This window comes from Pseudomonas rhizozeae, from assembly GCF_031583775.1.
GTDB lineage: Bacteria > Pseudomonadota > Gammaproteobacteria > Pseudomonadales > Pseudomonadaceae > Aquipseudomonas.
Window position 1 is genome coordinate 39,369 of sequence record NZ_JAVLSB010000064.1, and the last position, 24,723, is coordinate 64,091.

At 55.9% G+C, this 24,723-nt stretch carries 18 protein-coding genes, 1 tRNA gene and 5 pseudogenes; 7 read left to right on the forward strand and 17 right to left on the reverse strand.

Translation table 11 applies throughout. The annotated features are described in order from the left end of the window. The first annotated feature begins 80 nt into the window (after positions 1-80). Both RG836_RS22765 and RG836_RS22770 read left to right on the forward strand, forming a co-directional pair. On the forward strand, positions 81-1,340 hold the full coding sequence (locus tag RG836_RS22765; protein ID WP_310849785.1) for a flavin-containing monooxygenase: 1,260 nt from the start codon (positions 81-83) through the stop codon (positions 1,338-1,340). After that, positions 1,333-2,478 (forward strand): alpha-hydroxy acid oxidase, encoded by a 1,146-nt coding sequence (locus RG836_RS22770; protein ID WP_310849786.1) that lies wholly within the window; start codon positions 1,333-1,335, stop codon positions 2,476-2,478. The genes RG836_RS22765 and RG836_RS22770 overlap by 8 nt, the downstream gene beginning before the upstream one ends. 54 nt (positions 2,479-2,532) lie before the next feature. Here RG836_RS22770 and RG836_RS22775 read toward each other — a convergent pair whose 3' ends face one another. The 3 genes from RG836_RS22775 to RG836_RS22785 all read right to left on the reverse strand — a co-directional run bounded on the left by RG836_RS22775 (position 2,533) and on the right by RG836_RS22785 (position 4,613). Then, positions 2,533-2,730, reverse strand: coding sequence for a hypothetical protein (locus RG836_RS22775; protein ID WP_310849787.1), 198 nt, complete (start codon positions 2,728-2,730; stop codon positions 2,533-2,535). A gap of 162 nt (positions 2,731-2,892) precedes the next feature. Beyond that, a complete protein-coding gene (locus RG836_RS22780; protein ID WP_310849788.1) occupies positions 2,893-4,188 on the reverse strand; it encodes a PQQ-dependent sugar dehydrogenase in 1,296 nt (431 codons plus the stop codon). Next, positions 4,185-4,613 (reverse strand): DUF2231 domain-containing protein, encoded by a 429-nt coding sequence (locus tag RG836_RS22785; protein ID WP_310849789.1) that lies wholly within the window; start codon positions 4,611-4,613, stop codon positions 4,185-4,187. Before RG836_RS22785 ends, RG836_RS22780 begins: the two co-directional genes overlap by 4 nt. Positions 4,614-5,090: 477 nt before the next feature. On the opposite strand from RG836_RS22785, the pseudogene RG836_RS27375 reads away from it, so the two are divergent. Further along, positions 5,091-5,828 (forward strand): annotated as a pseudogene (locus tag RG836_RS27375) (cache domain-containing protein); the annotation flags it as partial. A 99-nt stretch (positions 5,829-5,927) separates the two neighbouring features. Continuing rightward, positions 5,928-6,683, forward strand: coding sequence for a methyl-accepting chemotaxis protein (locus tag RG836_RS27380; protein WP_409078106.1), 756 nt, complete (start codon positions 5,928-5,930; stop codon positions 6,681-6,683). Between the two features lie 62 nt (positions 6,684-6,745). Here RG836_RS27380 and RG836_RS22795 read toward each other — a convergent pair whose 3' ends face one another. The 5 genes and pseudogenes from RG836_RS22795 to RG836_RS22810 all read right to left on the reverse strand — a co-directional run bounded on the left by RG836_RS22795 (position 6,746) and on the right by RG836_RS22810 (position 12,188). After that, positions 6,746-7,213, reverse strand: a complete 468-nt coding sequence (locus RG836_RS22795) for an anti-virulence regulator CigR family protein (RefSeq protein ID WP_310849791.1) — start codon at positions 7,211-7,213, stop codon at positions 6,746-6,748. A 16-nt stretch (positions 7,214-7,229) separates the two neighbouring features. Next, the gene (locus tag RG836_RS22800) at positions 7,230-9,809 is read right to left on the reverse strand and encodes a bifunctional diguanylate cyclase/phosphodiesterase (protein WP_310849792.1); all 2,580 of its coding nucleotides are present in this window, start codon (positions 9,807-9,809) and stop codon (positions 7,230-7,232) included. 435 nt (positions 9,810-10,244) lie between these two features. Continuing rightward, positions 10,245-11,279, reverse strand: a complete 1,035-nt coding sequence (locus RG836_RS22805) for an acyltransferase family protein (protein WP_310849793.1) — start codon at positions 11,277-11,279, stop codon at positions 10,245-10,247. Positions 11,280-11,479: 200 nt separating this feature from the next. Continuing rightward, positions 11,480-11,865, reverse strand: a pseudogene (locus RG836_RS27385) (lysis protein); the annotation flags it as partial. Continuing rightward, positions 11,866-12,188: pseudogene (locus RG836_RS22810) on the reverse strand (cell wall hydrolase). It abuts the pseudogene before it with no gap. On the opposite strand from RG836_RS22810, the gene RG836_RS22815 reads away from it, so the two are divergent. The 3 genes and pseudogenes from RG836_RS22815 to RG836_RS22825 all read left to right on the forward strand — a co-directional run. Then, the gene (locus RG836_RS22815) at positions 12,132-12,389 is read left to right on the forward strand and encodes a hypothetical protein (RefSeq protein ID WP_310849794.1); all 258 of its coding nucleotides are present in this window, start codon (positions 12,132-12,134) and stop codon (positions 12,387-12,389) included. The pseudogene RG836_RS22810 and the gene RG836_RS22815 sit on opposite strands and share 57 nt — an antisense overlap. A gap of 144 nt (positions 12,390-12,533) precedes the next feature. After that, positions 12,534-12,995, forward strand: a pseudogene (locus tag RG836_RS22820) (site-specific integrase); the annotation flags it as partial. A 293-nt stretch (positions 12,996-13,288) separates the two neighbouring features. After that, positions 13,289-13,558, forward strand: a pseudogene (locus RG836_RS22825) (integrase arm-type DNA-binding domain-containing protein); the annotation flags it as partial. Positions 13,559-13,715: 157 nt separating this feature from the next. Here RG836_RS22825 and RG836_RS22830 read toward each other — a convergent pair. From RG836_RS22830 to ihfA, 9 genes are all read right to left on the reverse strand, one after another. Next, the gene (locus RG836_RS22830) at positions 13,716-13,865 is read right to left on the reverse strand and encodes a hypothetical protein (protein ID WP_310849795.1); all 150 of its coding nucleotides are present in this window, start codon (positions 13,863-13,865) and stop codon (positions 13,716-13,718) included. Positions 13,866-13,937: 72 nt separating this feature from the next. Continuing rightward, positions 13,938-14,717, reverse strand: a complete 780-nt coding sequence (locus tag RG836_RS22835) for a hypothetical protein (RefSeq protein ID WP_310849797.1) — start codon at positions 14,715-14,717, stop codon at positions 13,938-13,940. 180 nt (positions 14,718-14,897) lie between these two features. After that, a complete protein-coding gene (locus RG836_RS22840) occupies positions 14,898-15,029 on the reverse strand; it encodes a hypothetical protein (RefSeq protein ID WP_310849798.1) in 132 nt (43 codons plus the stop codon). A 361-nt stretch (positions 15,030-15,390) separates the two neighbouring features. Further along, positions 15,391-15,741, reverse strand: a complete 351-nt coding sequence (locus RG836_RS22845; RefSeq protein WP_310849799.1) for a hypothetical protein — start codon at positions 15,739-15,741, stop codon at positions 15,391-15,393. Between the two features lie 29 nt (positions 15,742-15,770). Continuing rightward, positions 15,771-16,775: a hypothetical protein gene (locus RG836_RS22850; RefSeq protein ID WP_310849802.1), complete on the reverse strand. Its 1,005-nt coding sequence runs from the start codon at positions 16,773-16,775 to the stop codon at positions 15,771-15,773. Positions 16,776-16,967: 192 nt separating this feature from the next. Beyond that, positions 16,968-23,597: a DUF3320 domain-containing protein gene (locus RG836_RS22855; RefSeq protein ID WP_310849805.1), complete on the reverse strand. Its 6,630-nt coding sequence runs from the start codon at positions 23,595-23,597 to the stop codon at positions 16,968-16,970. A gap of 319 nt (positions 23,598-23,916) precedes the next feature. Continuing rightward, a tRNA-Pro gene (locus RG836_RS22860) sits at positions 23,917-23,993 on the reverse strand. Positions 23,994-24,083: 90 nt separating this feature from the next. Then, positions 24,084-24,440, reverse strand: a complete 357-nt coding sequence (locus tag RG836_RS22865; protein WP_003179985.1) for a MerR family transcriptional regulator — start codon at positions 24,438-24,440, stop codon at positions 24,084-24,086. Beyond that, positions 24,421-24,723, reverse strand: coding sequence for an integration host factor subunit alpha (ihfA, locus tag RG836_RS22870; RefSeq protein WP_002553164.1), 303 nt, complete (start codon positions 24,721-24,723; stop codon positions 24,421-24,423). Before ihfA ends, RG836_RS22865 begins: the two co-directional genes overlap by 20 nt.

The window sequence follows — 24,723 nt, forward strand, 5'->3', positions numbered from 1 at the left end:
AAGCGTGATGTCGCAACGCAGCCCGGCTGAGCAGAATTACCCCAATCCCCATCAAGGGCGGTCACTTTTAGGAACCTCACATGTCAGTGGAAAAAATCAACACCTTGGTCATCGGGGCCGGGCAAGCAGGCATCGCCATGAGCGAGCACCTGGCGCTCATGGGCGTGCCGCACGTTGTGTTGGAACGCCACCGGATCGCCGAACGCTGGCGCTCGGAACGCTGGGACTCGCTGGTGGCCAACGGGCCGGCCTGGCACGACCGCTTTCCCACCATGGCCTTCGATGACATTTCTCCGGAAACCTTTCCGCCGAAAGAACGCATGGCTGCGTACTTCGAGGACTACGTGAAAATGCTCGATGCGCCAGTGCGCACCGGGGTTGAAGTCACCGCAGTGGAGCGGCACGCCGAGCGTCCCGGCTTCAAGGTGCTGACCTCCGCCGGCGAGTTCGACGCAGACAACGTGGTGGTGGCGACCGGGCCGTTTCAGAGCCCGACCTTCCCCAACATCGTCCCGGCGAGCGCGCCGATCCAGCAATTGCACTCCTCGGCCTACAAGAACCCCGGCCAACTGGCCGACGGCGCGGTGCTGGTAGTAGGCGCCGGTGCATCCGGTTCGCAGATCGCCGAAGAACTGCGCAAGGCCGGGCGCACGGTGTACCTGTCCGTCGGCGAACACTACCGCCCGCCGCGCTCCTATCGCGGTCGCGACTACTGCTGGTGGCTGGGCGCGTTGGGCCTGTGGGACGAAGTCAAATTCATCCCGAAGAAAAAGCACGTGGCCTTCGCCGTAAGCGGTTATGACGGCGGCCGCACCATCGATTTCCGCCGACTCGCGCATGCCGGCATCAATCTGGTAGGCCTGACCGAATCCTTCAACGACGGGGTCATGACCTTCCAGCCCGGCCTGGCGGAGAACATCGCGTTCGGCGATCAGGCGTACTTCGACGTGCTGCGCGATGCCGACGCCTATATCGAAAAGAACGGCCTGCCCTTCCCGCTCGAACCCGAGGCCTGGACGCTGCTGCCGGACCCGGAGTGCCTGAGCCATCCGATCCTCAGCCTCGACCTGGCGCAGGCCGGAATCACCACCGTGTTGTGGGCCACCGGTTTCACCTTTGATTACACCTGGCTGAACGTCAACGCGTTCGACGAGCGCGGCGAACCCTTCCACAAGCGCGGGATTTCGGCGGAAAGCGGCGTGTATTTCCTCGGCCTTCCAAACCTGGTAAACCGCGCTTCGTCATTTATCTACGGGGTGTGGCACGACGCGAAATACGTCGCCGACCATATCGTCATCAAGAACGGCTACATGGCGTACGAAAAACCGCGCCATGACTGAGATGACTTGCATCGAAGACCTGCGCCGGCTCGCCCGCAAACGCGTGCCGCGCATGTTCTATGACTACGTCGACGGCGGTTCGTGGACCGAGTCCACCTACCGCGCCAACGAGGCGGATTTTCAGCAATTGCACTTCCGCCAGCGAGTGGCTTGCGACATCAGCCAGCGCAGCACGGCGACAACCATGGTCGGCCAAGCGGTCAGCATGCCGGTGGCCATCGCGCCCACCGGTTTGACCGGCATGCAGCACGCCGACGGGGAAATCCTCGCCGCCCGTGCGGCAAAAAATGCCGGCATTCCCTTCACCCTGTCGACCATGAGCGTTTGCTCGATCGAAGCGGTCGCGCAGGCGACGCAGCGTCATCCGTTCTGGTTCCAGTTGTACGTGACGCGCGACCGCAGCTTCGTCGAGCGCCTGATCGAACGCGCCCGCGACGCCAACTGTTCGGCGCTGGTGGTGACCATGGACCTGCAGGTGTTCGGCCAGCGGCACAAGGACAAGAAAAACGGCCTGTCCCTGCCGCCGAAACCGACCCTGCGCAACCTTGTCAATCTGGCGACCAAACCCCGTTGGTGCCTGAACATGCTGCGCACCTCCAACCGGCAATTCGGCAACATCGTCGGCCACGCCACCGGCGTCGACAGCATCAAGTCGCTGACGCAGTGGACCCAGGAACAGTTCGACCCACGCCTGTCGTGGCAGGACGTGGCCTGGATCAAAAAACGCTGGGGCGGCCCGCTGATCGTCAAAGGCATCCTCGACCCCGATGACGCTCGTCTCGCCGTGGAAACCGGTGCCGACGCGATCATCGTATCCAACCACGGCGGCCGCCAACTGGACGGCGCGCCCTCGTCGATTTCCGCACTGCCGGCCATCGTCGATGCGGTGGGCAAGCAAACGGAAATCCACTTCGACGGCGGCGTCCGTTCGGGGCAGGACGTGCTCAAAGCCATTGCCCTCGGCGCGCGCGGGACCTACATCGGCCGCGCCATGATGTACGGCCTCGGCGCCCAGGGCGAACGGGGTGTGAGCACCGCGCTGGAGATCATCCGCAATGAGCTGGACCTGTCCATGGCGTTTTGTGGCAGGACCGATGTGCGGCAGGTGGATCGGGGGATTTTGTTGCCGAGGCAATGACGGTGTCATTAAAAAACCCGGCGCAGGGGCCGGGTTGTTTTCGCTGAGGGACGACTACGGTGCGGGATGTTCCTCCGACACCGAATCGTTGGCCTCCACGTCCGTCATGTCTTCCTCAAGCGGCGCTTCGTCATCGGCCGGCAACGGCACTTCGCTCTGATGCTGCTTGGGATCGTGCCCGGTTTCGTTGTCGGTCGCGCCGGTGACACCGTTCTGGGAAATGTTCCCAGGCGCGTTTTCATCGATATCCATGGTGGCTCTCCATTCTCAAGCGCGGGAAATCCGTGCATGAAATTCAGAGGTCGCGAGGGCGGCGCAAGTGCCGGGATTTGGACGAGTGGTGAGATCGGAGTGTTTCAGAACTGACGGAGATAAAAACAACAACGGGGCCCGCCGGCCCCGTTGCTGTGTCACTTACTGATTGCGGGTCACTCGCCAGACGATTCCGGAGAGGTCATCGGCAATGATCAGCGCGCCCCGTGGGTCGACCGTCACGCCGACCGGGCGGCCTCGGGTTTTGCCATCTGCGCCACGGAAGCCTGTGGCGAAATCCACCGGTTCACCGGCCGGACGACCATCGCGGAACGGCACGAACACCACTTTGTAGCCCACCGGGTTATCGCGGTTCCAACTGCCGTGTTCACCGACAAAGGCGCCGTCGGCGAACGGCTCACCCATGGCGGCGATGGAGAAGTCCACGCCCAGTGCCGCAACGTGCGAGCCGAGGCTGTAATCCGGTTTGATCGCCGCAGCGACTTTGGCCGGATCTTGTGGCTGGGCGCGCGGATCGACGTTCTGGCCCCAGTAGCTGTAGGGCCAGCCGTAGAAGCCACCTTCACGGATCGAGGTCAGGTAATCCGGCACCAGGTCCGGGCCCAGTTCATCACGTTCGTTGGCCACGGCCCACAACTGCCCGGTGCCTGGCTGGACTTTCAGCGCCGTCGGGTTACGCACCCCGGTGGCGTAAGGTTTGTGCGCACCGCTCTGGGCATCGATCTGCCAGATCTGCGCGCGGTCCAGTTCGACTTCCATGCCGCGTTCGGTGACGTTGCTGTTGGAGCCAATGCCGACGAACAAGGTGTTGCCGTCCGGGGTGATCGCCAGGGACTTGGTCCAGTGGTGATTGATCTTGGCCGGTAGCTCGGTGACCGTGGTCGGCGCGCCGGACGCTTTGGTCTGGCCGTCCGTGTAGTCGAAGCGCACCAGCGCATCCTGGTTGGCCACGTACAGCTTGCCGTTGGCGAAGGCCAGGCCATAGGGCGCATTGAGGTTCTCGGCGAACACGGTTTTCAGTTCGTATTTGCCATCGCCATCGGCGTCGCGCAGCAACGTCAGGCGATTGCCTCCTTTGACCTTGGTATTGCCCTGAGCCTTGATGTAGCTCGCGATCACATCCTTGGGCTTGAGCTTCGGCGCTTCGGCCCCGCCCTTGCCTTCGGCCACCAGAATGTCGCCGTTCGGCAGCACCAGCGTCTGACGAGGCACCGCCAGTTCATTGGCAATCGCCGTAATGCTGTAGCCCGCAGGCACTGTCGGCTTCTGATCGCCCCAGGCCGCAGGCTCGGCGATCTTCATGCTCGGCAGCAAGCCGCGCTCAGCCGCCGGAAGTTTCGGGTCCGCGCCGTGGATTTGCGGGGTGTCTTTCTCACCACCGCAAGCGCTCAACAGCAGCGCCATGGACAGCGCAGTCAATGCGTAGGAATGTCTCATGCCGGCGCTCCCGAACGAAGGTTAGTGAGTCCGATCCACGCCGCCACAGCGCTCAGCGCCGTCACAATGACCGACAGAATCAACCCGGACGGCACCACCGCCCACGCATCCTTGGCATGCTCGAAACAGTTGACCCATCCCAGGCCCCACGTCACCAACAACACAAGAAAATACAGGGTCGCGCGGCCCGACTTACGCGGCGCACGCAGCAGATTGATCAAGGCGAACAACAGCGCCAATCCACAGAACAACATCCCGCCGGCAATCAGCCAGGAGGCGAAATTGGTCCACTGGATCAGATAGGTTTGGTAGTAAGCGATATCGCTGAACAGCCCGCCAAGAAACAGCGGCACCGTCCCCGCCAGCACAATCGCGTGCAGCGGGCCGGGAAGGCATCGGTAGGGGGAGTAAGTAGTGTCGGTCACGGCGGCTCCTTATCGTTCATCGACGCAAGATTGACCTCAGCGCAGTTGGCTGGGCGGGGTTGCGAGTTTGGGTGGCGCGATAAAGAGGATCGTTTTTGCGCAGGGTTGGTTCAATGCGCTTGCCACTTGAGCGTTCCGTAGAATGCGACACAGCTCGCCGGCGAACGACACTACTGCGCTGAGGATGCGGGCAGTACCATCATTTTTAACGACACGCAGATCGCAACAGTTGCGCCGGAAAACCTCACCACTCGCCCTGAAAATATCGCGCCGCACATGGCTGCGTTCCTTGGTTTTCTACGTAGTAGTACGGGCATCATGATTGATGAACGTTGATTATCATGACCACGCATTCTTACCGACCCCAATAACAATTTCCGGTACTGGAACATGAGCCTATCCATTCGAAGCAAGGTCGTCTTGTTGTGCGTCGCCCCTGCCCTGCTGCTTGCCTTTCTGATCTCGGGCCTCTCGGTCATGTTGTTGCAGAAGACTGCTGACGATCAGATCAAAGATACCCGAGCCACACTGATCGCCAGCCGGAAAAGTGCGCTGGAACACTCGGTGCAAATTGCACAGAGCGCGATCGCGTCCATTTACGAGGCATCCGCACCGGGCGATCTCGCGGCTCGGGACAAAGCCATCAGCATCCTCAAGCAACTTCGCTACGGCACGGATGGCTATTATTTCGGCTACGACGCCAACAGCGTACGGGTTTTCTGGGCCGACAAAGACGTCAAAATCGGCGAGAGCTTCAGCAACTTTCGCGACCCCGACGGCGTACCCGTGATCAATGAACTGGTGCGCGTCGCCAAGGACGGTTCTCACTATCAGAACTACCGCTTCCCTATTCCAAACAGCGACAAAGTTGTGCCGAAGATCGGGTACGCCCTCTATCTGGACAAATGGAGTCTGATGATCGGCACGGCGGTGAATCTGGACGACATCGATGCACAAGTTGCCCAAGCGGCGGCGGACCTGGAATCACGGCGCTCCGAATTGGTCTTGCAGATACTTATACTGAGTATCGTTGCCTCTATCCTGCTGACGCTCTTGGCAACGTGGCAGGTAAAACGCTTGTTCGCGCCTCTTCTGCAACTTCGCTTGCAACTTGAAAACATCGCGTCCGGCGACGGTGATCTAACCCACCGACTTCCCGTCACCCGCAACGATGAACTCGGCCAACTGGCCTTGGCATTCAACCGCTTCGTCGAGAAGATCCGCGACCTGGTCGGTAATGTGGCGGGCATGACCGATCGACTGAACCGGCTCGTCGCCGACGTCACCAGCCAGGCGCAGCGTTCAGAGCGGGCGATGGACCTGCAACGGCAGGAGACCGACCAAGTCGCGGCCGCGATCAACGAAATGTCGGCCGCTGCCTTACAAGTCGCGCAAAACGCCCAAGAAGCGGCGCAGGCGGCCAGCCAGGCACAGCAAGAAGGCACCTCGGCCGCCGAAATCGTCAATGCGAGCGTGGACAGTATTCACGGGCTGGTGGGCGATTTGCAGGTCAGTGGCACGTCGCTGGGCAAACTCAAGGCGGAGGTTGAGTCCATTGCCGGGGTACTCGCCGTCATCCGCGGCATCGCCGAACAGACCAACCTGCTCGCCCTCAACGCCGCCATCGAAGCCGCCCGAGCCGGCGAAGCAGGCCGTGGCTTTGCGGTTGTCGCCGATGAAGTTCGGGCCCTGGCGAGCCGCACCCAGGACAGCACCAAAGAAATCCACGGCATGATAGGCCGACTCGAGGCAGGCACCCTCAACACCGTGACGGCGATGGAGCAATCCAGCAGCGCAGGTACCCGAACACGCGAACAGTCTGTACTGGCAATGACGTCCCTCGATGCCATCGCGGCCCTTATCTCGACGATCAACGCAATGAACGCACAAATCGCCAGCGCCGCCGAAGAACAGACAGCTGTCTCGGAGGAGATCAACCGCAGCGTGCAACAGATCGCGGCCTCTATCGACACCGTCGCGCAAGATACTCAGCGCGGGGCCGGCACAGCGTTGGAGTTATCGGCGGTCAGTGCGGATCTGAATTCGGCAATCAAACAATTCAGGATTTGAAGCACGGAAGATTAGAGGCTGCGACCAACCCCGCTCAAGAGTAGGGTTGGTCCACGCGAACCTTAATCAAAAGCACCGTTAAGGACTTCGTAAATAATGCCGGTCGCCAGGGCCACCAGGATCAAATCGGTGCCCACTTGCTGCCATTCATAGCCTTCGTAGTGGGGAAGCCTGCCGACCAGCCGACCATCCAGTTTCTTGGCGATGCCCGGAGGGAGCGGCTTTCCTCTGGCGAGATTTTTCTGTATCCCGGGTGGCAACGAAGGACCCGGGGTCCAGTAATTACGGTAGCCATTGAGCACCCCCAGGACGCCGCCGCGATCAATAACCGGCGAGCGATCCCAGTTGTCTGCGCTGGAACCTTTGCCTTTGCCGCCCTGATTGCCATGCGCCTGGCTATTCTGCGGGCCGCCCTTGCCGTTGCCTTGCCCTTTGCCATTGCCATTGCCCGGATCGGCTAGCGCCGTTACCGAGCCCATCGCGAGAGCCAGGCAGGTTAGAGTTGTTATAAGCATGCGAGCTTTGAACATACGGTGCTCTCCTTTTTCAAACCCGACTCTTGGTGTTTTTACTTTTTTTGGCTTTCACTAACGAGTCAAAAGCCTCGGTATCGAGCGGCCGACTCAGGAAGAAACCCTGGCCTTCATCGCACGACACCGATTTGAGCAGCCTCAAGTGTTCGGCCGTTTCAATCCCCTCCGCCGTCACGGTCAGTGATAACGCGTGGCCCAGGCCGACAATCGCCTGGATGATGGAGTCATCATCGCTTTCAACCAGTTTGCTGAGGAAACTCCGGTCGATCTTCAGGCCATCGAAAGGAAAAGTACGCAAATAGCTCAGTGAGGAATAACCGGTGCCGAAGTCATCCATGGAGATGCGCACTCCAAGACGTTTTAACGTATGCATCAGTTCCAATGCGCCGGATGCGTCTTCGAGCATGACGTTTTCAGTAATCTCCAGTTCTACTCGCGTTGAGGCGATCCCTGAATCGAGGACTGCTTTCTGCACGCGCGCTACGATATTGCCTCGCTTGAATTCGCTAGGGGAAAGATTCACTGATACAAACAAATGTTCCGGCCACCTCGCCGCACACTGACAGGCCGTTTGGAGGACCCAGTCGCTCAACGACAGAATCAGCCCGGATTCTTCCGCAATGGAGATGAACGTATCGGGAGGAATCAGACCGCGTTCAGGATGTTGCCACCGCACCAGCGCTTCGGCGCCGACCATTATCCCGTCGCAGATCCGATAGCGTGGCTGGAAATGCAGTCGAAGTTCTCCATTTTTGATCGCGAAGCGCAGGTCGCTTTCCAGACGACGTCGCTCAATGATCTTAGCGTTCATATCGCCCGCATAAAAACGCCATGTATTACGGCCCGCGGCCTTCGCTTCGTACAACGCGATATCGGCGTAGCGTAGTAACTCGGCCGCCTCGCAGGCGTCAGTGGGCGCCATGGCGATGCCAATACTGGCGCTGACAAAAACCTCTTGTTCATTGACCTGTATTGGCTCTTCGATGGAATCAATCAAACGGCGGCAGAGCGTCTCGACTTCCTCTTGGGAAGTGACATCGGTGAGGATCAGTACGAACTCGTCACCCCCGATACGCGCAACAAGATCTCCGTGGCGAACACAGTCCGCCAAGCGGTTCGATACCTGGTTGAGCACCAGATCGCCGGCCGCATGCCCTAGCAAATCGTTCACTGGTTTGAAGCGGTCAAGGTCCAGACTGAGCATGACCAAGGGTTGTTCCACGGTCGGCACCGCTTTGAGCTTGCCATCCAGGAACTCCTGCAGCCGTGTCCTGTTCGGAAGGCCGGTCAGGGCGTCGTGTTGAGAGAGAAATTCGATTCGCCGACGGGCTTCAACTTCCTCCGTGACGTCGGTTGCTGTCCCACGGAAGCCTCCCGCCATTGCTCGTGCCGAAAGACGGGTGATGCGCTCCTGGCAATGGGTATCGACGTAACGACACTGGATACTGATGTCCGGACGGCGGTTCGGAACGCTGAGCCACTGCGATAATGTGCCCGACTCAGTGCGCAGCAGATCATCGATCGGCGCGCCAATCCATGCATCCCTGGAAAGGCCCGTGACATTTTCAAAGCGCTCGGAGAGATAAGTGAAGCAACCGCCGCCGTCCATCTCCCAGACCCAATCGGAGCTCGCCTCGACCACATCGCGAAAGCGTGCCTCACTGGTAGCCAGGTCGGCTTGGCTGCTTTGCAGCGATGCATAACTGGCATCCAGCACCTTCGCGGCGACAGACGTGCGACGCAGGATGACCCAAGTCATCAGGAGCACCAACAGCGCGGCGATTCCCACCAAGGGCAACCCCAGGGTCAATAATTGCAGTCCGGGTTGCTCCGGTATCCAGTGCAGACTGCCTGCTTCACCGGTCTCGCCCAGAGGATAGACCGGCACCATGGGAATTTCATCCGCAGTGGCCATGTGCAAGCCCTCGATCCCAAAGTCGAGGCCGATGGCAGCGAGCTTGTTGCTGTCCAGAATGTCGACAAAAATCAACACCGACGCCAACCTGTCATCCGCTACCACCGTCGGATCGGTTCCCGGTGTAATGGCAGCCGCAGCGACCAGGACCGGCATGCCGCCGACATTGACGAACCGTGTCGTCGGCGTCTCGGTTTCAGCCCCCTCGCGCGCCTCATCGAGAAGCGAGTCGATGGACTGCCCCAGCCACTGATCGACTTCAACGGCCACCCTCTCACCCCGGATCAGGGAGTACACCGTGCGATTGACATCGTTGACGACAAACACCCCCTGAAATCCTAAGTCGGTGTACAGCGTCGTGCCGATATTTTGTCGTACGTAGGCCCAATCCGCGTCGACTTGAACATGCAGGTGCTGGTAAGCGTCCCCCCAAAACGCGTAATCCTTGACGGTCGAGCTCAGGTTTTTTTCCAACGATTCCACGGCTTTCTTCGTGTAAAACTGACTTTCAGCCTCCTCCGTCCGATCCAGGTTCTGCGCGAGATAAAACAGTGAATAACAGGCGAGCACGAACACGCCTGCCAAAAGACCTACGAACTTGAACAGCGATGCGCGTGTCAGGGCCACGCTTGAGGGATTGTTTGAGGATTGAGGGAGCGTGGGGAGATCGTTAGGCATAAATTCCCGCGAGTCGTTGAAGCATTTCAGTTGCATATCATCTATATCGGCAGTCCACGCCGAACGGTGAGTGTCCGTACGTCGCACGAACCTGGAATAAGCCGGGCCCCGCCGAAGTGATGAGGATAGCTGATGGATGGGAGAGCGTATTTTGCGGGGGTGAGCGTCGGGGTGACTCTGAGAGTTTTTGCAGGCATGAAAAAGCCCAACCTTTTCAGGTTGGGCTAAGACATTGAATATATGGTCGGGACGGAGTGATTCGAACCTCGACCCCTAGCACCTCATGCACGCAGCACGTCTGTAAGGCCTTACGGGATGGCCGTTTTAAGACGACGCTCGCGGTGGTCACGACGCCGGAATGACCGTAGGCCGCGGCTCGTCGCCTCCCCCTCGCTCGATCTAGTGCCCGGCACCTGCAACTTGAGTAGATCTACATCAGGCGCCAGCTACTGAAAGCTGTTCGCGCTTTACTTTCTTCTTGCTTCTTAGAAATGGCTCCTCAACATACTTATAAGACAATGCGCCCGCTACGATCGATAGCAGTGCGGATATGAACATGCCCAGCCAGAAATCACGCGTTACGCAGTTGACAACGAGCTGCTGAATCGGGAAGGCATAAATATACACACCATAGGAAATATCAAACCGCCCGCGAATCAGCCTATCTTGAAACGATAAACCAACGATAATTGTCAGTACTGCAATGCTGGCCGTGCCAAGTATTTGAACTTCTGGACGACCTCGCAATAGCCATATCAACAACAACGAGATCGCCACCATTGGAATTCGATACTTCATCCAAGAAGCTCTGGTCATTGACATCAGCGCGCCGGTACAGAAGGCTGTTCCGAACAACGATAGGTAGCTCATCGGCACGTTGAAGACGGCAAAGTCGACCCACTTTATTCCGAGGGTTGCATTAGCAATGCAGGCAGCCAAGAGCAGACAAACCATGCTCTTCCAGGAGTTAAATAGTGATAAAACTGCCCCGATTATTACGTAGCACAGAAATTCAACCGGTAGGCTCCACAAGCTACCATTGATGGCATCCTTAAAGGTAAAATCGGAGAACACTGTCGGTATGGTTCTTCCCATGAAGGCAGTAAACAAAAAAACCGTCTTAAATTGAACCGTCGAGAATAGATAGTCGTAAACGCTAGCTGCCGTAAATATAAGTCCGATTACATAAACCATGATAATCGAACAAACAAACAGGCCAGGGAAAATCCTTTTGCAGCGCTTGACCATAAACTCTACAAAGCCCGCCGAATTGGAGAAACTCTTAGGCATAAAATAGCCCGATATGGAAAAAAATATAACGACTGCTACAAATCCAAATGTATCCCAACTTGGCACCGATGGCTCTGGCCTGCCAGATATCGGAAAATGGTGAGAAAATAAGACTAGGAACGCAGCGAAATGCCGAATCAGATCAAACGAATTTTCTCTGTCTGTTATTTTCATATCCATACCTGACACGTTTAATCTCTCCCCATATAACAACTAAAGAAACACGCTAGACATAAGCAACATTCCGTTTTTAACACGGATAATCGCAAAGCCCACCTCGAAAGCCCGAGATTCTACACGACTAGGGTAATTTTGGGATCCGAGAGCTCGCCCGTGAATCACCTAATCTGCAGTCATGAATCTAAAATTGTTAGCAGGATTTAGCGATTCACTTCTCGCGCGCAGGCCTGGCAAGCAGCCAGTGCGATCAGTCCTTGGTCACCAGCGTCGGTGATGGCGATACTTCGTTGTGCATGCGCTGGGACAGTTCAGGCGCGCGATCCTCCATGAACAATGCCGCGGCGGCAGTAAGCAGCCACTGGCTGAATCCTTGACATCGAGAAGGATCTGACAGCCGCAAATCGGCAGTGGCAATACGATCGCGGATGCAAGCCTGATCGGTTTGGGCACCGATCAGTTCCTTGTGGTGGGATTGATCACTGGCAGATAGCCGCCGCTCGAGCGGAAGACGCTTGTCTTGATCAGCGCGGATCTGGGTGGCAGCCCCATTACTGATGGCGGTTAAATGGTCTTGATGTAACCTGGCCTATTCGGCGAGCTGCTTGGCGTCCTTCGCCCAAGTCGAGGGCTTCGTCATTGTCGTCGCGTAATAGTGCGTGGCACCACCAGTAGGATCAGGCACCTTGCCATCAATCACTCCGTCAGCTGCAATCCGGTCCTGCGCCAGCTCACGAAAAAGAATCGCTTTGGCGCCACTCGGGTAGGAGTACTTCGGGTCGTTCCTATTCCAGCAGTTGAACTGATAAGGCTTCTGGCACACGCCTGCGTAACCCTCCCCCACCAGGAATGGTTTTGGCCATCGAACTCGCGCTTGCAAATAGTCCAGGCCACGGCGATCTGGCCGGCCAGGCTCTCGCCCTACAACGGGCGGGCGAGGATGTCGCGGTCTTCCTCGGTAACAGCCATAACTTTTCTCCAGACAAAAAATGCCTGCTCAATGGCGAGCTGCTTTACTGCTCAGGTCATACCGGGGTAACAGGCCATTTGATCGATGCCGGCTGTCTGGCACCAGCTGTGGGCGGCATGAAGCGAGTGAATAACCAGGTGTAACGGCGCCGACAACAGATATGGCTGGATCTACCGGCCCACGGAATTGAAGAGGCAGGCCATGGCCGAGGAATAGAGGAGCCCACGGCGGGACACTATGGAGCGACGCAACGCGAGAAAGCAGCGGAATATGCGGTTCGAACGCTTCGGAAGGGATTTCTGTATGTGGTCCAGCAGAAGACCGCCAAGGCTAGTGATGCGGCCTGAATTCGGTTCAAGGTGATCGATGAGCTACAGGCGGTGATCAGCCGGTGCCGGGATGACATCGTTTCTCCTTACTTGATCCACCGCCGGCCCGATCGAAAGAAGCAGAAGCAGGCGCAAACGAAGGACCATTGGACACAGGTCGAACAGCGGTATTTGACGCGGGCCTTTAAAGAGGCGCGGGAGGTGGCGGGCTGTTACAAGGGCTGGAAGGAAGAGGAAATGCCGGGCATCCACGAGGTGCGGGCACTGTCGCTTCACCTGTACCAGAAATCCGGAAAGGATGGTCAGAAGATCGCCGGGCACGCCAGCGAGACGATGACAAAAAACTACCAGCGAGACCACGCGGAAGTCATCTGGTCCGAGGCAATTCCGGACCTGAATATCAGCGAAATCAGCGGATAATTTTGCGCCAGTTTTGCGCGGGTTTTGCGCAGGCACAAAAAAGCCGATCTATCTGATCGGCTTAAGTGTCTGATATTACTCAGGAATAATGGTCGGGACGGAGTGATTCGAACACTCGACCCCTAGCACCCCATCTCTTTTTTCATATTTCTTGAAAGCTTCCAAAATTTCACTCTGGATTTTTCCAAGCGAGTATTTACTTGAGCTCCAGCGGTGTTCTGCTCTACGAGTGTCCAAGAACGTCCATCAAGAGCCGACGTTTTTGTGGGGGTAAAAGTAGGGGAAACCATTTCATGGCCAAAATCACCATCAAAGAGTTCGAGTCGCTGACCGCTGAAGATGCCGGCCGCATCCTCAGGGAAGATGGCAATCTCTCCGGTCGAATCTCAGTGCGTAAGGACGGTGTATCAGTCAGCTTTTTCTATCGGTATCGCAGGGGCGACCAATACAAAGAGTACGCCTGTGGCTCCTGGCCGCGCAAATCCCTGACAAACATCCACAAGGCACGCAACCAGGCCCAGGCGCTCATTGATGAGCAGATCAATCCTAACGAGCAAAAGAAAATCTCGATCATTATGTCGATTTGGCTCGCGTGATTTTGACGATGCACAAGAAAAGGTCGACCGGAATCTTCAAAGCTGCAGAGTTGTCTGCCAGGGACTTTATCAGCGCAGTGGGAACTCTCGATCTGCCTATGGCACCTAGGGCGGCTTGAGAGAGTCAACCCGTGGCTTGTTGGTTTGAAATACTGGCATGAACTAGATCAGCAGAGGCCTTGTTGAGTGACTGAGCAAAATCATTTGCTTTGGATTCTGCGGCATAATTAGCGCCAAAGCTGTCACTCCAGGCTTTGATCTCAGCGTTTTTCATCGCCGTTTCGTAGTTTTGTTTGGCAATAGTACGCCGAGCATCTCCCCACACGTTCTCCCAACCGCCATAATCCTACTCAGCTTTCGCCACTTCTTCAGCCTTCCGACGCTTGAAACCTTCAAGCGCTCCACGATGCTCAGCGATAATATCCTTAGGCTCAACTTTTGGCCTCCAAGGGTTCTTGGTAGCACGCTCGCTGATGTTCTGTAGAATGACCTTCTCCGCCGCAGCGATTAAAATCTTGTGGGCTGGGTCATCTGCATACTTCCTGGAATAACTTGCACTTTGCGCTTTAACACAACTTAAAGCTCTATCGACAACTAGCTTAGCGCCGAAGCTACTCCAAATAGCCATCTCCTTTTTGGTGAACGGGTAGAATTCGTCCTTAGGCATGTCTTTTGAACTGCGAAAACTTCCGAATTCTTCAGTCCTTATACCGATAAGCCCGCAAAACATTTTTATGCTTGATAGATAGGAAGCCTCTATTCCGCGACCTTGAGCATCAGCCACCTGCTTATCCGTTACGGCCGGCATCCCCTCCGCCGTGTAATACTTGTACTCCATGTAGCGCGTTTGTTTCTGGAGCTGCTTCTTCTCCTGGCGAGCAGCGTTGAGACTGCGCTCTAAGCCCTCCAGCTCACCCTTGGCGAAGTCTCGCTCAGCCGCCAGGGACTTGAGTTGGGTTTCCAGCGCGGCAACCTTGGGTCGTTGCTCTTTCAGGATGCCCTCGTACTCAGCAACCTGCTCTTTCAGCCGATCCTTTTGGTAGATGGGTTTCACGGTGTAGAAATAGCCGAAAACTGCTACTACCACGAGAACGATCTGCGAGAGCTTTTCTACAAAGAAAGCCAATCCGCTTTCTCACGAACAGATTCAGTGCCAACCCGATCACCGCTGGTGGTGGGGCTGCTCGTCTCCACTCGCTCCTGCTGCCTTCTCAAAAATGCGTTGCGCCTTGTCATGCAATCCCTTCATCGAACCAACAAAATGCCCGCCGGCAAGCCGGCGGGCATTGAGGAGTTCCCGAGTAGGTTACCAGCCCAACGCTTTTTTAACCTTTGCGTTCAGGTCATCACGCATTACTACGGCACTCAGCTCTTTTGCATGGAGCGCGTTCTCGGCATTATGAACATCCCCCAGCGTTTTCTTGCTGTGCTTGTTCATCAGGTTCTCGATGAATTCCAGAACCTCGTAGCCCTCGTCTTTGTCGACACGCGACCGATCTTTAGGGCCTGCGTATCTACCATCACCGTTGTCGCGTTTCCAAGTGTAGGTATATTAAGCAGTTTGCAGGTGTTCTTTCTTGAGCTGAACAGTCATAACTCTTCTCCCGGCTTAAGCAAGCGCTCATTCTAGAGCACCAAAATTGGCTTTGTGATGACGGTCGGGAGCCAGTGAGAAAAATCAGGCTGAAGCGTTGACTCTCAATCTTGAGTTTTCTCTAATGCGCATCCCGCCGGTGGGCGATGCAATACCTTGAAACCGCGTCAATGTGACTTGGATTGAACCTTGCCATCCACCAAGGTCACACCATATATACGTACACCTCCGTCCCCCACGTATAGACCTGCACGTTGCCGCCACTGGCAGCCTCCTTACCGGGAATCTTGACGATGTCCAGCACCTGTTCATAAGTCATGCCGGGTTTAATTGCAGCGTATTGATGATCACTAATATTGGGACGCTGGGCTCTTATCGTTTCAAGATCGGGAAAGCCGGATTGATAGTTGACGTTATTGCCATTGCCAGAAATGACCGGACTGTTGTTGCCGCTGGAGCTGTGCGAAACCGCCGGGGTAGGCAGGACGAGCGCCGCCACTGATGCCAAAGCCCCCAATATGCCTGTGTACAAGCCAATTTTTTTTATGTTTGCCATGTCATTCTCTGGATTCTCAGATGATTCAGTTATACGACTACGGCGAAGCGCTGAGCATCAAGGGCGGCAACAGCCGAGAATCCAGCGCCCTTTTTGAAACTCATGTTATGGACAAAATTCTTCATCGCATCAGACGGATTGATGGTTTCGAGGTTAAGTCCGTCAACAGTTGGTCTAGAGAACGCAGCACTCAGAATCGGCTGCTCCTCCATATGACCTGTCGAGCTGTTGAGCACATTGTCCAGAGCGGTGACGATGACCAGGTCATCCGGCAGGATTGCCAACAACTCTCGACCTACTCGCAGGGCGCAACTGCACACGTAGTCCTGATGAAGTTCGTTGAACCGCCCAGCAGGCATAGCTTTGGTCGACAGCTTGCCGCTTTTGAGTAGAGATTTTATTTCGGTCGGAATCACGTCGGAGCCATGAATAGCGACTTTCGCTTCTAAGACACCACCTTCATGAACAATCATCTGAATAGCTGAGCCGAGGTGTGATATTTCTGCAAACGACTCGAAAGCTTCGATGGCATCTAGCTTGGCCTGACGGTCACCATCAAGGATACGGATCGCAATGTCCCTCTCCTCCGCCCACTCGGTATGGGCAGTTTTCCATTCATCAAGCTGAGCCTGATATTGCCTTTCGTCTTCCGCCTGCGCGGTGCCAATTTTTCCTTCCAGGGCCATGCGCTGACGAGCCTCTAGCTTGAAAAGCCGAGCCCAGAAATTGGGGTGATATGTAGCGGCCGCATGCGTAGCTTCTTGCTCAAGAGCACCGCTCTTGAGAGGCTGTTTAGGTTCAGGATTGGAGAGAATTCGCTTCCATTTCACAGGCTCGGCACACTCCTTGTGCATCGAAAGGAGGATATCTACGTGATTTTCGTACACCTCAACTTCATACGCTGCTTGTTCCAGCGCTTCCATCTTTGCGTACTCTTTCTGTCGCTTTTCAAGCTCACGCTGACGGCGATGAGCGTTGCGCTCTGATCGCCGCGCAGACGCTTGCAGCGAACGTACAGTCCCTTTCCAACCCATCACGACTCTCCGTACCGTTCACATGATGGCACATTAACATAACTCGTGGCATTGCCTGAATCACCTGAGTATTTGGAAACCGAAATATCAGTTAACCCAGAAATAGCGCATTTGTACTCCACGCTTCTCAGAGCAAAGGCACGACCAGTTACCCAGAAGCAAGGGGACCTTCATGACCCCCTTGTTTCTCGTTTACTCCGCCGTTTGGCGTATGGCCTTCTCAATTCGCTGACGTCCCGCATGAGCAAGCTTGCTTACACCAGCTTCCTTCGCAACAGCGTATATCAATGACTCCCCTTCGTGGCCCCGCTGCACCATTTCGTCAACCAAAGCACGCAGTTCTGGCAGACAGATTTCAGATAGCCCTCTCGTGGAATCTTCGTCGCCGGGCCTACGGAAAACGACACAGGCATCCGACTCTATATGAGTAGGCCAGAAAAAAATTCCTGCCTGCTCCTCTTCATGTAAGCGGAATCGAGCACGGGCAATTTGGTCAACGCGATCACGTATCCGTGAGCCGGTTCGTACCCAGCCATGAGCACGGGCAATGCGCCTTGCGAGCACCGTGTCCAGAACCGGTCCCTCTTCCGCTACCACATGAGCAATCATCTGCTCCAACGTTTCTGTGTAACTCGCGTCAAAGAACTGATCTGGATCGACCAACCCTACCGCCTGACGAGGGTCGGTTTCTTTATAAATCAAATGTTCAAGGGGGCGAACAAAAGCCAGGACATCCTCGACTGGCGTGAGAGATGCCGCCTTGGCGTACTTCAACTCAGGCAAAGCGCCTGAAGGATCATTGGCTTCGGCCAAACCATCCGCTGCGGCGACCACAGCCACCTGATCCACTACCTCAATGACCTCAGCCATAGCCGCGTCGATTTTCAGTCGCTCTGCCTCCAGAGCTGCATCAATGACAGTTTGCTTGGCTCGAGACTCAGCGAGGAGCTCATTCAGACGCTGATGCACCTTCTCAGCAGTTCCAATTGCATCTACCCACCAGTCCGTCGACCATATCCTAACGATCTCCCAGCCAAGTCCACGCAGCACAAACTCACGGAGCTTGTCGCGATCTCGAGCAGTCGCGCTGCGGTGATAGGTAGCACCGTCGCATTCAATACCGGCAAGGAATCGCCCGGGAGCATCAGGGTGAACAACCCCAAGGTCTACACGAAAGGAAGAAACGCCAATCTGAGTATGTATCTGCCACCCCTTTTTGGCCAAGGCTGCTGCAACCGCCTCTTCGAATGGGCTGTCGAAACCACCCACGCTGCCAAAGTTAGCTTCTGCGAGAGCCCGCGGGCCACGCTCTGCAAACTCTAGGAAGTGCTTGAGATCCCGCACCCCAATCGCTTGCGTACGAGCCAAATCAATGTGCTCTGGTCGCAAGGTCGAGAACACCAAAAGCTCCTGGCGAGCGCGGGTGATAGCCACATTCAGTCGACGCTCACCACCAGGGCGGTTCATCGGACCGAAGTTCATCGACAGCACGCCAGCAGCATCTTTCCCGTACGTGGTTGAGAAGTAGATGATGTCTCGCTCATCACCTTGAACGCTCTCAAGGTTCTTGACGAAAACTGGCTCCAGCTCGGACTCAGCGAAATACACGTCGAGTGATGGGTCTTTCCGGCAAGCCTCGTCCAGCATGTCCATGATGAGCTTCTGCTGCTCACCGTTGAAGGTTACGACCCCCACGGTTCTCCTGCTTTCACGGAAAACCGGAGACTGTAGGCGAGCTACCAGATCGGCAACCAACGATCTTGCTTCGATCAAGTTGGTTCTTGACCCTCCCTTGTCATATACACCAGGGATAGGGCACAGCCGTACTGCCTTGTCGGCCGTAAACGGTGATGGGAAGGTCACCAGCTTCGACTGGTAGTAACGCTGATTCGAGAAGGCGATCAGACTCTCGTGGCGGCTGCGGTAGTGCCAGTTCAGATTACGCATCGGCAGGTTGGCGCTGATGCACTCGTCCAGAATACTCTCGAGATCAGCCTCTACATCCTCATCTTCAGCGGTCGACTCAGCTCGGTCAAAGAAGGAAGTTGGAGGGAGCTGTTTGGGGTCGCCCACCATCACTACCTGCTTCCCTCGGGCCATGGCCCCGATGGCATCCCAGACAGGTATTTGAGATGCCTCATCGAAGATTACGAGATCGAACGGTGTTGAGGCAGGCGGCAGATACTGAGCAATGGAGAGAGGGCTCATGAGCAAGCATGGAGTGAGTTTGGTTAGCGCTTCTGGCGCACGACTCATCAGCTCCCGCAATGGAATATGCTTGGTCTTCTTGCCCATCTCATGGCGCAGGACTCCCCATTCTGAAGAGCGACTTACGCTGTCTTGGCTTGGTAGGTCGGAACACAGCCGAGCTCGGAGCCAGTCCTTGGTCAGCTCGGTGAACTTGTCATCCAAAGCCCGGAAATCACGAATGCGCTGTTCGTGCTCAACGCTGACGAACGTCCGGATCACCTCCTCGTTGTCCACCGTCGTGTTCAGCCACCAGCGGGCATAATTCACTTCCAATACACGACGGACTTTTCCAGAGGTAATGGCTCCTGTTTCCATCGCTTGAACAATCGGAGCCAGTCCGACAGCGTAGGCTTCATCGCGAACCTTCCGCCAAGCGCACCATGCCTTGAGGCGCGATTCAGACGAGACAACCGTTTCGCAGTTTTTCTTGATATCGATTAGTGCAAGATGGGCAATTTCGATGACGCCCATTTCGGTAAAATGACCGACGGCAGTCAGGTGCGCTGCTCGCTCCTGGAGCAATTCGAACTTTTCGCGAAGGGTAACTCCGGCAATAGCTATAGCAGCTTCCGGCTCAAGCAGTGCGTTACCATCCCCCAGCAAAGTTTGAAGTGGTGCTTTATAGGCCGCGACCTGCTCAGGATTAAGTGCTAGCTTCGCCACCGCGGTAGCCATCTCCCCCTGGAATGCTACCGCCCTACGTGCAACATCAACCTTCGTTTTCAAGTTATTCCAGGCAGGGGCAATTTCTCGCAGATCAGCCAGATCCACCAACTCTCGTTCAATTGCTGCTCTTTTCTTGAGCAGCTCAAAATCAGCTTTGAACAACGAGCCACAACGCCCCTCCTCTACATGAGGATGGTCGTCGACAAGCCGGCCGCATTCTTCGATATCACGTCGTTCAGCCTGGAAGCACAGCGCTGCTGTCAGCACATCAATATCAGTGTTCAAACCGCTCCAGAGAGAGCTAGTTGCTGAGCCGAGCTCAACCAGCTCATCTAACCCAGCATCGAGACGAGTAAGCGCACGCAGCCGGCGGAGTTCCTCCTTCAACTCATCACCAAGCTGGCCCTGCTCAACCAACTGGAAGCCATCATCGATCCAGACGGAGTTATTTTTCTGAAGCCTAATGACCTCTTGCAGTTTGATTGCTGTCGCGAGATGCGTTGCTTCGGATTTAGCACCTTGCCAAACAGCGACACACTCATGACCTGGCTCCAGCTCATCGACTGCTCGACGCACCGACCGAATCTCTACCCAAGTAGCGAGATCCTTACCATTGTCGACTTCACCTGTTGAAGTCTGCATCGGAGCCAGTAGCCCAGCGATTCGGCGTTTTCCAAGCCAAGACTTAGGCCAGAAAGACTCCTCCGCATCTTTCCACTCGCGCAGCAGGAACTCGGTATCAAGCGCTTCAATGGCGTCACTGTAGGACGCGGTTAGCTGCTGCTTAAGGTCGTCTATCTGATCCAGTAATGTGACAGCTTGCCCAAGGACGTCGCAGACACTTTGTGGCCAGGCTTGGCCCAGTTCTGCGAAAGTTGCGCGGCGTTGCTGCAGCAGATCAATGCCTTGTTTAGCATCAGCAACAACACGAGACGGCCAGAAAGTTGAGAGCCTAGAGTTGATGTCACGGTGCTGCTCGATCCCGGTACAACCGTCACTCAGACGCTGAGCAATTGAGCGAGCATCAGGTCGCAATGCGAAACGCCAATCATGCCCAGCGGCAGCCGGAAGTGCTTGAGAAAGGATCGATAGCCCTTCAAGCGCTGTAGGGGTGTACTGCGTAACAGGAAGCCCGGACAGCTCAACAAAGCGATCAGCAGCTCGCTGGACCTCAAGCACTGCGGGAAGCACGTCACGAGCAGCCTGCACGAGTTGTTGTTGCCAATGAGGCGACCACTCTGCTTGGCCTACCGCGGACAAAGCGTTGCCTGCCAACTGACTGTAGCCCACAGCTTGTGCGTTCACTTCAAGGCGGTCGCCCAGCTCTCGAAGCTCAAGCATGGCCTTCTGATCATGCGTTTCCGGAGATGGCCAACCAAGTGAAGCTACTGCCTCATCAACACCAGATGTCACCGTCCCGATGGCATCGTAGATGGTGTAGCCGTTGCGGTGCCGGCGATGCAGACGCTCGACATAAATATTGAGGCTGTCACGCAGGGAAGCGAGCCGCTGCGCTTCCACCTCCCATGCGGCAGCGTCTACCTGCCCTTTCGCCTCCCAAGCCGACTGCAACTGAGCAAGGACATCCGTTTTCCGAGCTTTGCTGGAGTGAAGTTCAAGGCAGAACTCACCCAGACCGATTTCACGCAAGCGCCGGTACACGACGTCCAGGGCAGCAATTTTCTCAGATACGAACAGAACCCGGCGCCCTTGAGCGATCGACTGGGCAATCATGTTGGAAATCGTTTGGCTTTTACCCGTGCCGGGTGGGCCGATGAGAACGAAGTCTTTGCCCTTGGCTGCTGCCATCACAGCCGCAAGCTGAGATGAATCAGATGGCAGTGGGCAGAACACATCAGTTGGGCCGTAATCACGGTCCAGAGACTCAGCCTCCGGAAACGGGGTATCGGAGATGAACGAATCGCGTGGCGTATCCAGAAGGTGCTGGACTACTGGACTCTGTCGAAGGTGCTCTGCATTCTCGGCAAGATCCTTCCACATGAGATACTTAGCAAACGAGAACATCGAGAGTACAACGTCCTCGTTCAGCTCCCAACCAGCGATGTCCTTGATCGCATGACCAACCTTGTTCCAAATACCTGCGATATCCAGACCGGAGTCGTCCCGAGGCAGCTCCTGCTCCAGCGAACCCAAGCCCAACTCAAAGTCTTGACGCAGCATCTCGATCAGAGTCGGGTTAAAACGAGGCTCATCATCGTGCAGCACCATGGTGAATCCGGAGCGGGCGCTCTTACGTTCCAACGTAACTGGTACCAACACCAGCGGCGCTTTGTACTTCTGCCCCGCCCTATCCTCACGCGTCCAGCTAAGAAAACCGATGGCCAGGAACAGAGTGTTGGAACCACCTTCCTGCAAAGCAGTACGAGCGCTTCGATACAACTCAGTTAACCGGACATCCATTTCGGCGGACGTCAGCGCAACGAATATTTCCCTGCGCTTAAGAGCATCTTCAGCATGACGACGGCGAACATCTTCTCGCTCACGCTGCTCATAGAGTGCGCGCTCACGCGGATCTGCACCATCCATCAGGTCAGGCCTGGTAAGCAACTTCAGAGACTGTCCACTTGCAAGAATGTCCTCGAGCGCACCAGGATCAGGAGATTCAAGCTTCAGCGCACGCTTACCCATTTTGAAATTGAGTAAGTTATTTCGAAGCGACAGATCCAAAAGCTTACGCTGCCAACGGCCGAGGCGATCTGCAGGATCGAGCTTGGAGAGATCCTCAACCTGCACCTCAATGTTGTCATCGGCGATGCCGATCCCCTCCTCCACCAGAAGCGATGGGGCTTCGTCAGATTCAGTAACGGCAACACGCGCGATCTGAGCCTCTGAGCTGGCGAGTGGCTTGATACGTTGCAGACGGGCGCGGCGGATATCCAGCAGCATCTCGAAAACACTTTCAGCGTCTTCGGCGACCTGTTTCGTGCCCATCTCTACCGCATAAGAGAATGGCGGTATTGAGTTGTGAGTAATGAGGGTAGTCTCGAACAGCACGAGTTCCTGAAGCTTCACCCGCTTACGTACTGCTGTGACATCATCCACCAGGGCAGTCGTAAACTCTTCGGGCTTAAGCCACAAACCAGCAAAAGCATGACCATGGGTGAATACGATCACAGGGTTAAGACCGATCTGCTCCAATGCCGCGCAGAAAAGCAGAGTCAGGTCGAGACAAGTAGCCAACCCGGAGTCCGCAATCTGACTGGGGCTACGAATCTTCTGTCCGGATTGTTCGAAGCTTGCCGGTGGCAACGCATAGTCGAGCTTCATGCGCGCCACCGCACCCCACACAGCCGACGCCAACTGCCAAGCTCTTTTGGGGCCACCCTCATATCCATCAAGTGCGGATGGCTTATCGCTAAGACGAAGCAACTCGGCCGCCTGTTTGAGCAACCGCTCAACCGCCGCATCATTCGGCTGAACAAAAGCCGCAGTCATATCTGGTATATGCCGCAATCCGCCCCACTGGTTTCTGGGCAAAAGGTCTACGACCTGTTCAAGCCGAGCAACTTCCTTGCGACCGCTTTCCGCCTCCTTGTCATCGGCTTCAAGAACGAAGGTAAAGGTCGACATCTCCGCTTCTGTCAAGCGATTCAACAACGGGCCATCCAGAACAAGATCAAGCCCAAGTATGACCCGGAAGCTATCTGCAGCGATCTCGTCAATCCGCCAGATCTTGGACTTAAATACCTCGGGCGCCGAGCGAAGGGTAAGAGTCGCATTGACAAAACGATCACTCGTCTCGTTCGAGATGCGAAGCTCGCGTATCACAGGGATGGCGTTCTGGAAATCTGCAAGGTTCAGCTTCGCCACCAAGGTGGCAAGGATTTTTACTTCTTTAGGCTGGACTTCTTCTTGGGGCGTGAGGGGCTGAACGATGTCGTCCATGCGCAACCATCCTTGTCGTTATGCCCAAGGGAGTGCCGGAATTGGCCGGCCAGGGAGCCCCTCTTGAGCTGATGGCGGGATGATAGCTCTTCTAGTGAGAGCCGTAATGTGCCTTTGGTCGTTACTGAATTCTCATCCCATCATCGAATGGCCGCTAGGTAGGCCGGAGCAATCCGCCTGCCAAAAGCCTCTAGGACAAAATCCGATATTGGTAACACATCCGAAAAAACCACCCAGAGCCAGTCGTTTTGTAGGGGTAAAAACGACCAAAAAATAAAAAAGGGTCGCGAGATAAAATCTCGCAACCCTTTGAATTATATGGTCGGGACGGAGTGATTCGAACACTCGACCCCTAGCACCCCATGCTAGTGCGCTACCGGACTGCGCTACGCCCCGACTAGGCGTGAAACTCGTTCTTCTGCTTCGAAGAACGCTCAAGAATATATCGCAAGCTTTTGAATACTGGAAGTATTTAAAAGCAGGATTTTATTTCTTGAGGACGACGAGCACGTCTTCGAGCTCGGCGATCATTTGGCGGATCATTTGTTTGTACTGGGTGGTGTCGTCTTTGGCTTCATCGCCGGAAAGGCGCAGGCGCGCTCCGCCGATGGTGAAACCCTGGTCGTATAGCAACGCGCGGATCTGCCGGATCATCAGCACGTCCTGGCGCTGATAATACCGGCGGTTTCCGCGGCGTTTGACGGGGTTGAGTTGAGGAAACTCCTGCTCCCAATAGCGCAGCACGTGCGGTTTGACCGCGCAGAGCTCGCTGACTTCACCGATGGTGAAGTAGCGTTTGCCTGGGATGACGGGTAGCTCGTCGTTATGACTTGGTTCCAGCATAAGCCTCAACTCGGGCCTTCAACTTCTGCCCTGGACGAAAGGTGACCACACGGCGAGCCGTGATCGGGATTTCTTCTCCCGTTTTCGGATTGCGGCCAGGCCGCTGGCGTTTGTCCCGAAGGTCGAAGTTACCAAAACCCGATAACTTCACCTGTTCGTTGTCTTCAAGAGCGTGCCTGATTTCTTCGAAAAACAGTTCGACCAATTCCTTGGCCTCCCGCTTGTTCAGGCCCAGCTCTTCATACAGACGTTCCGCCATCTCAGCTTTCGTCAAAGCCCCCAT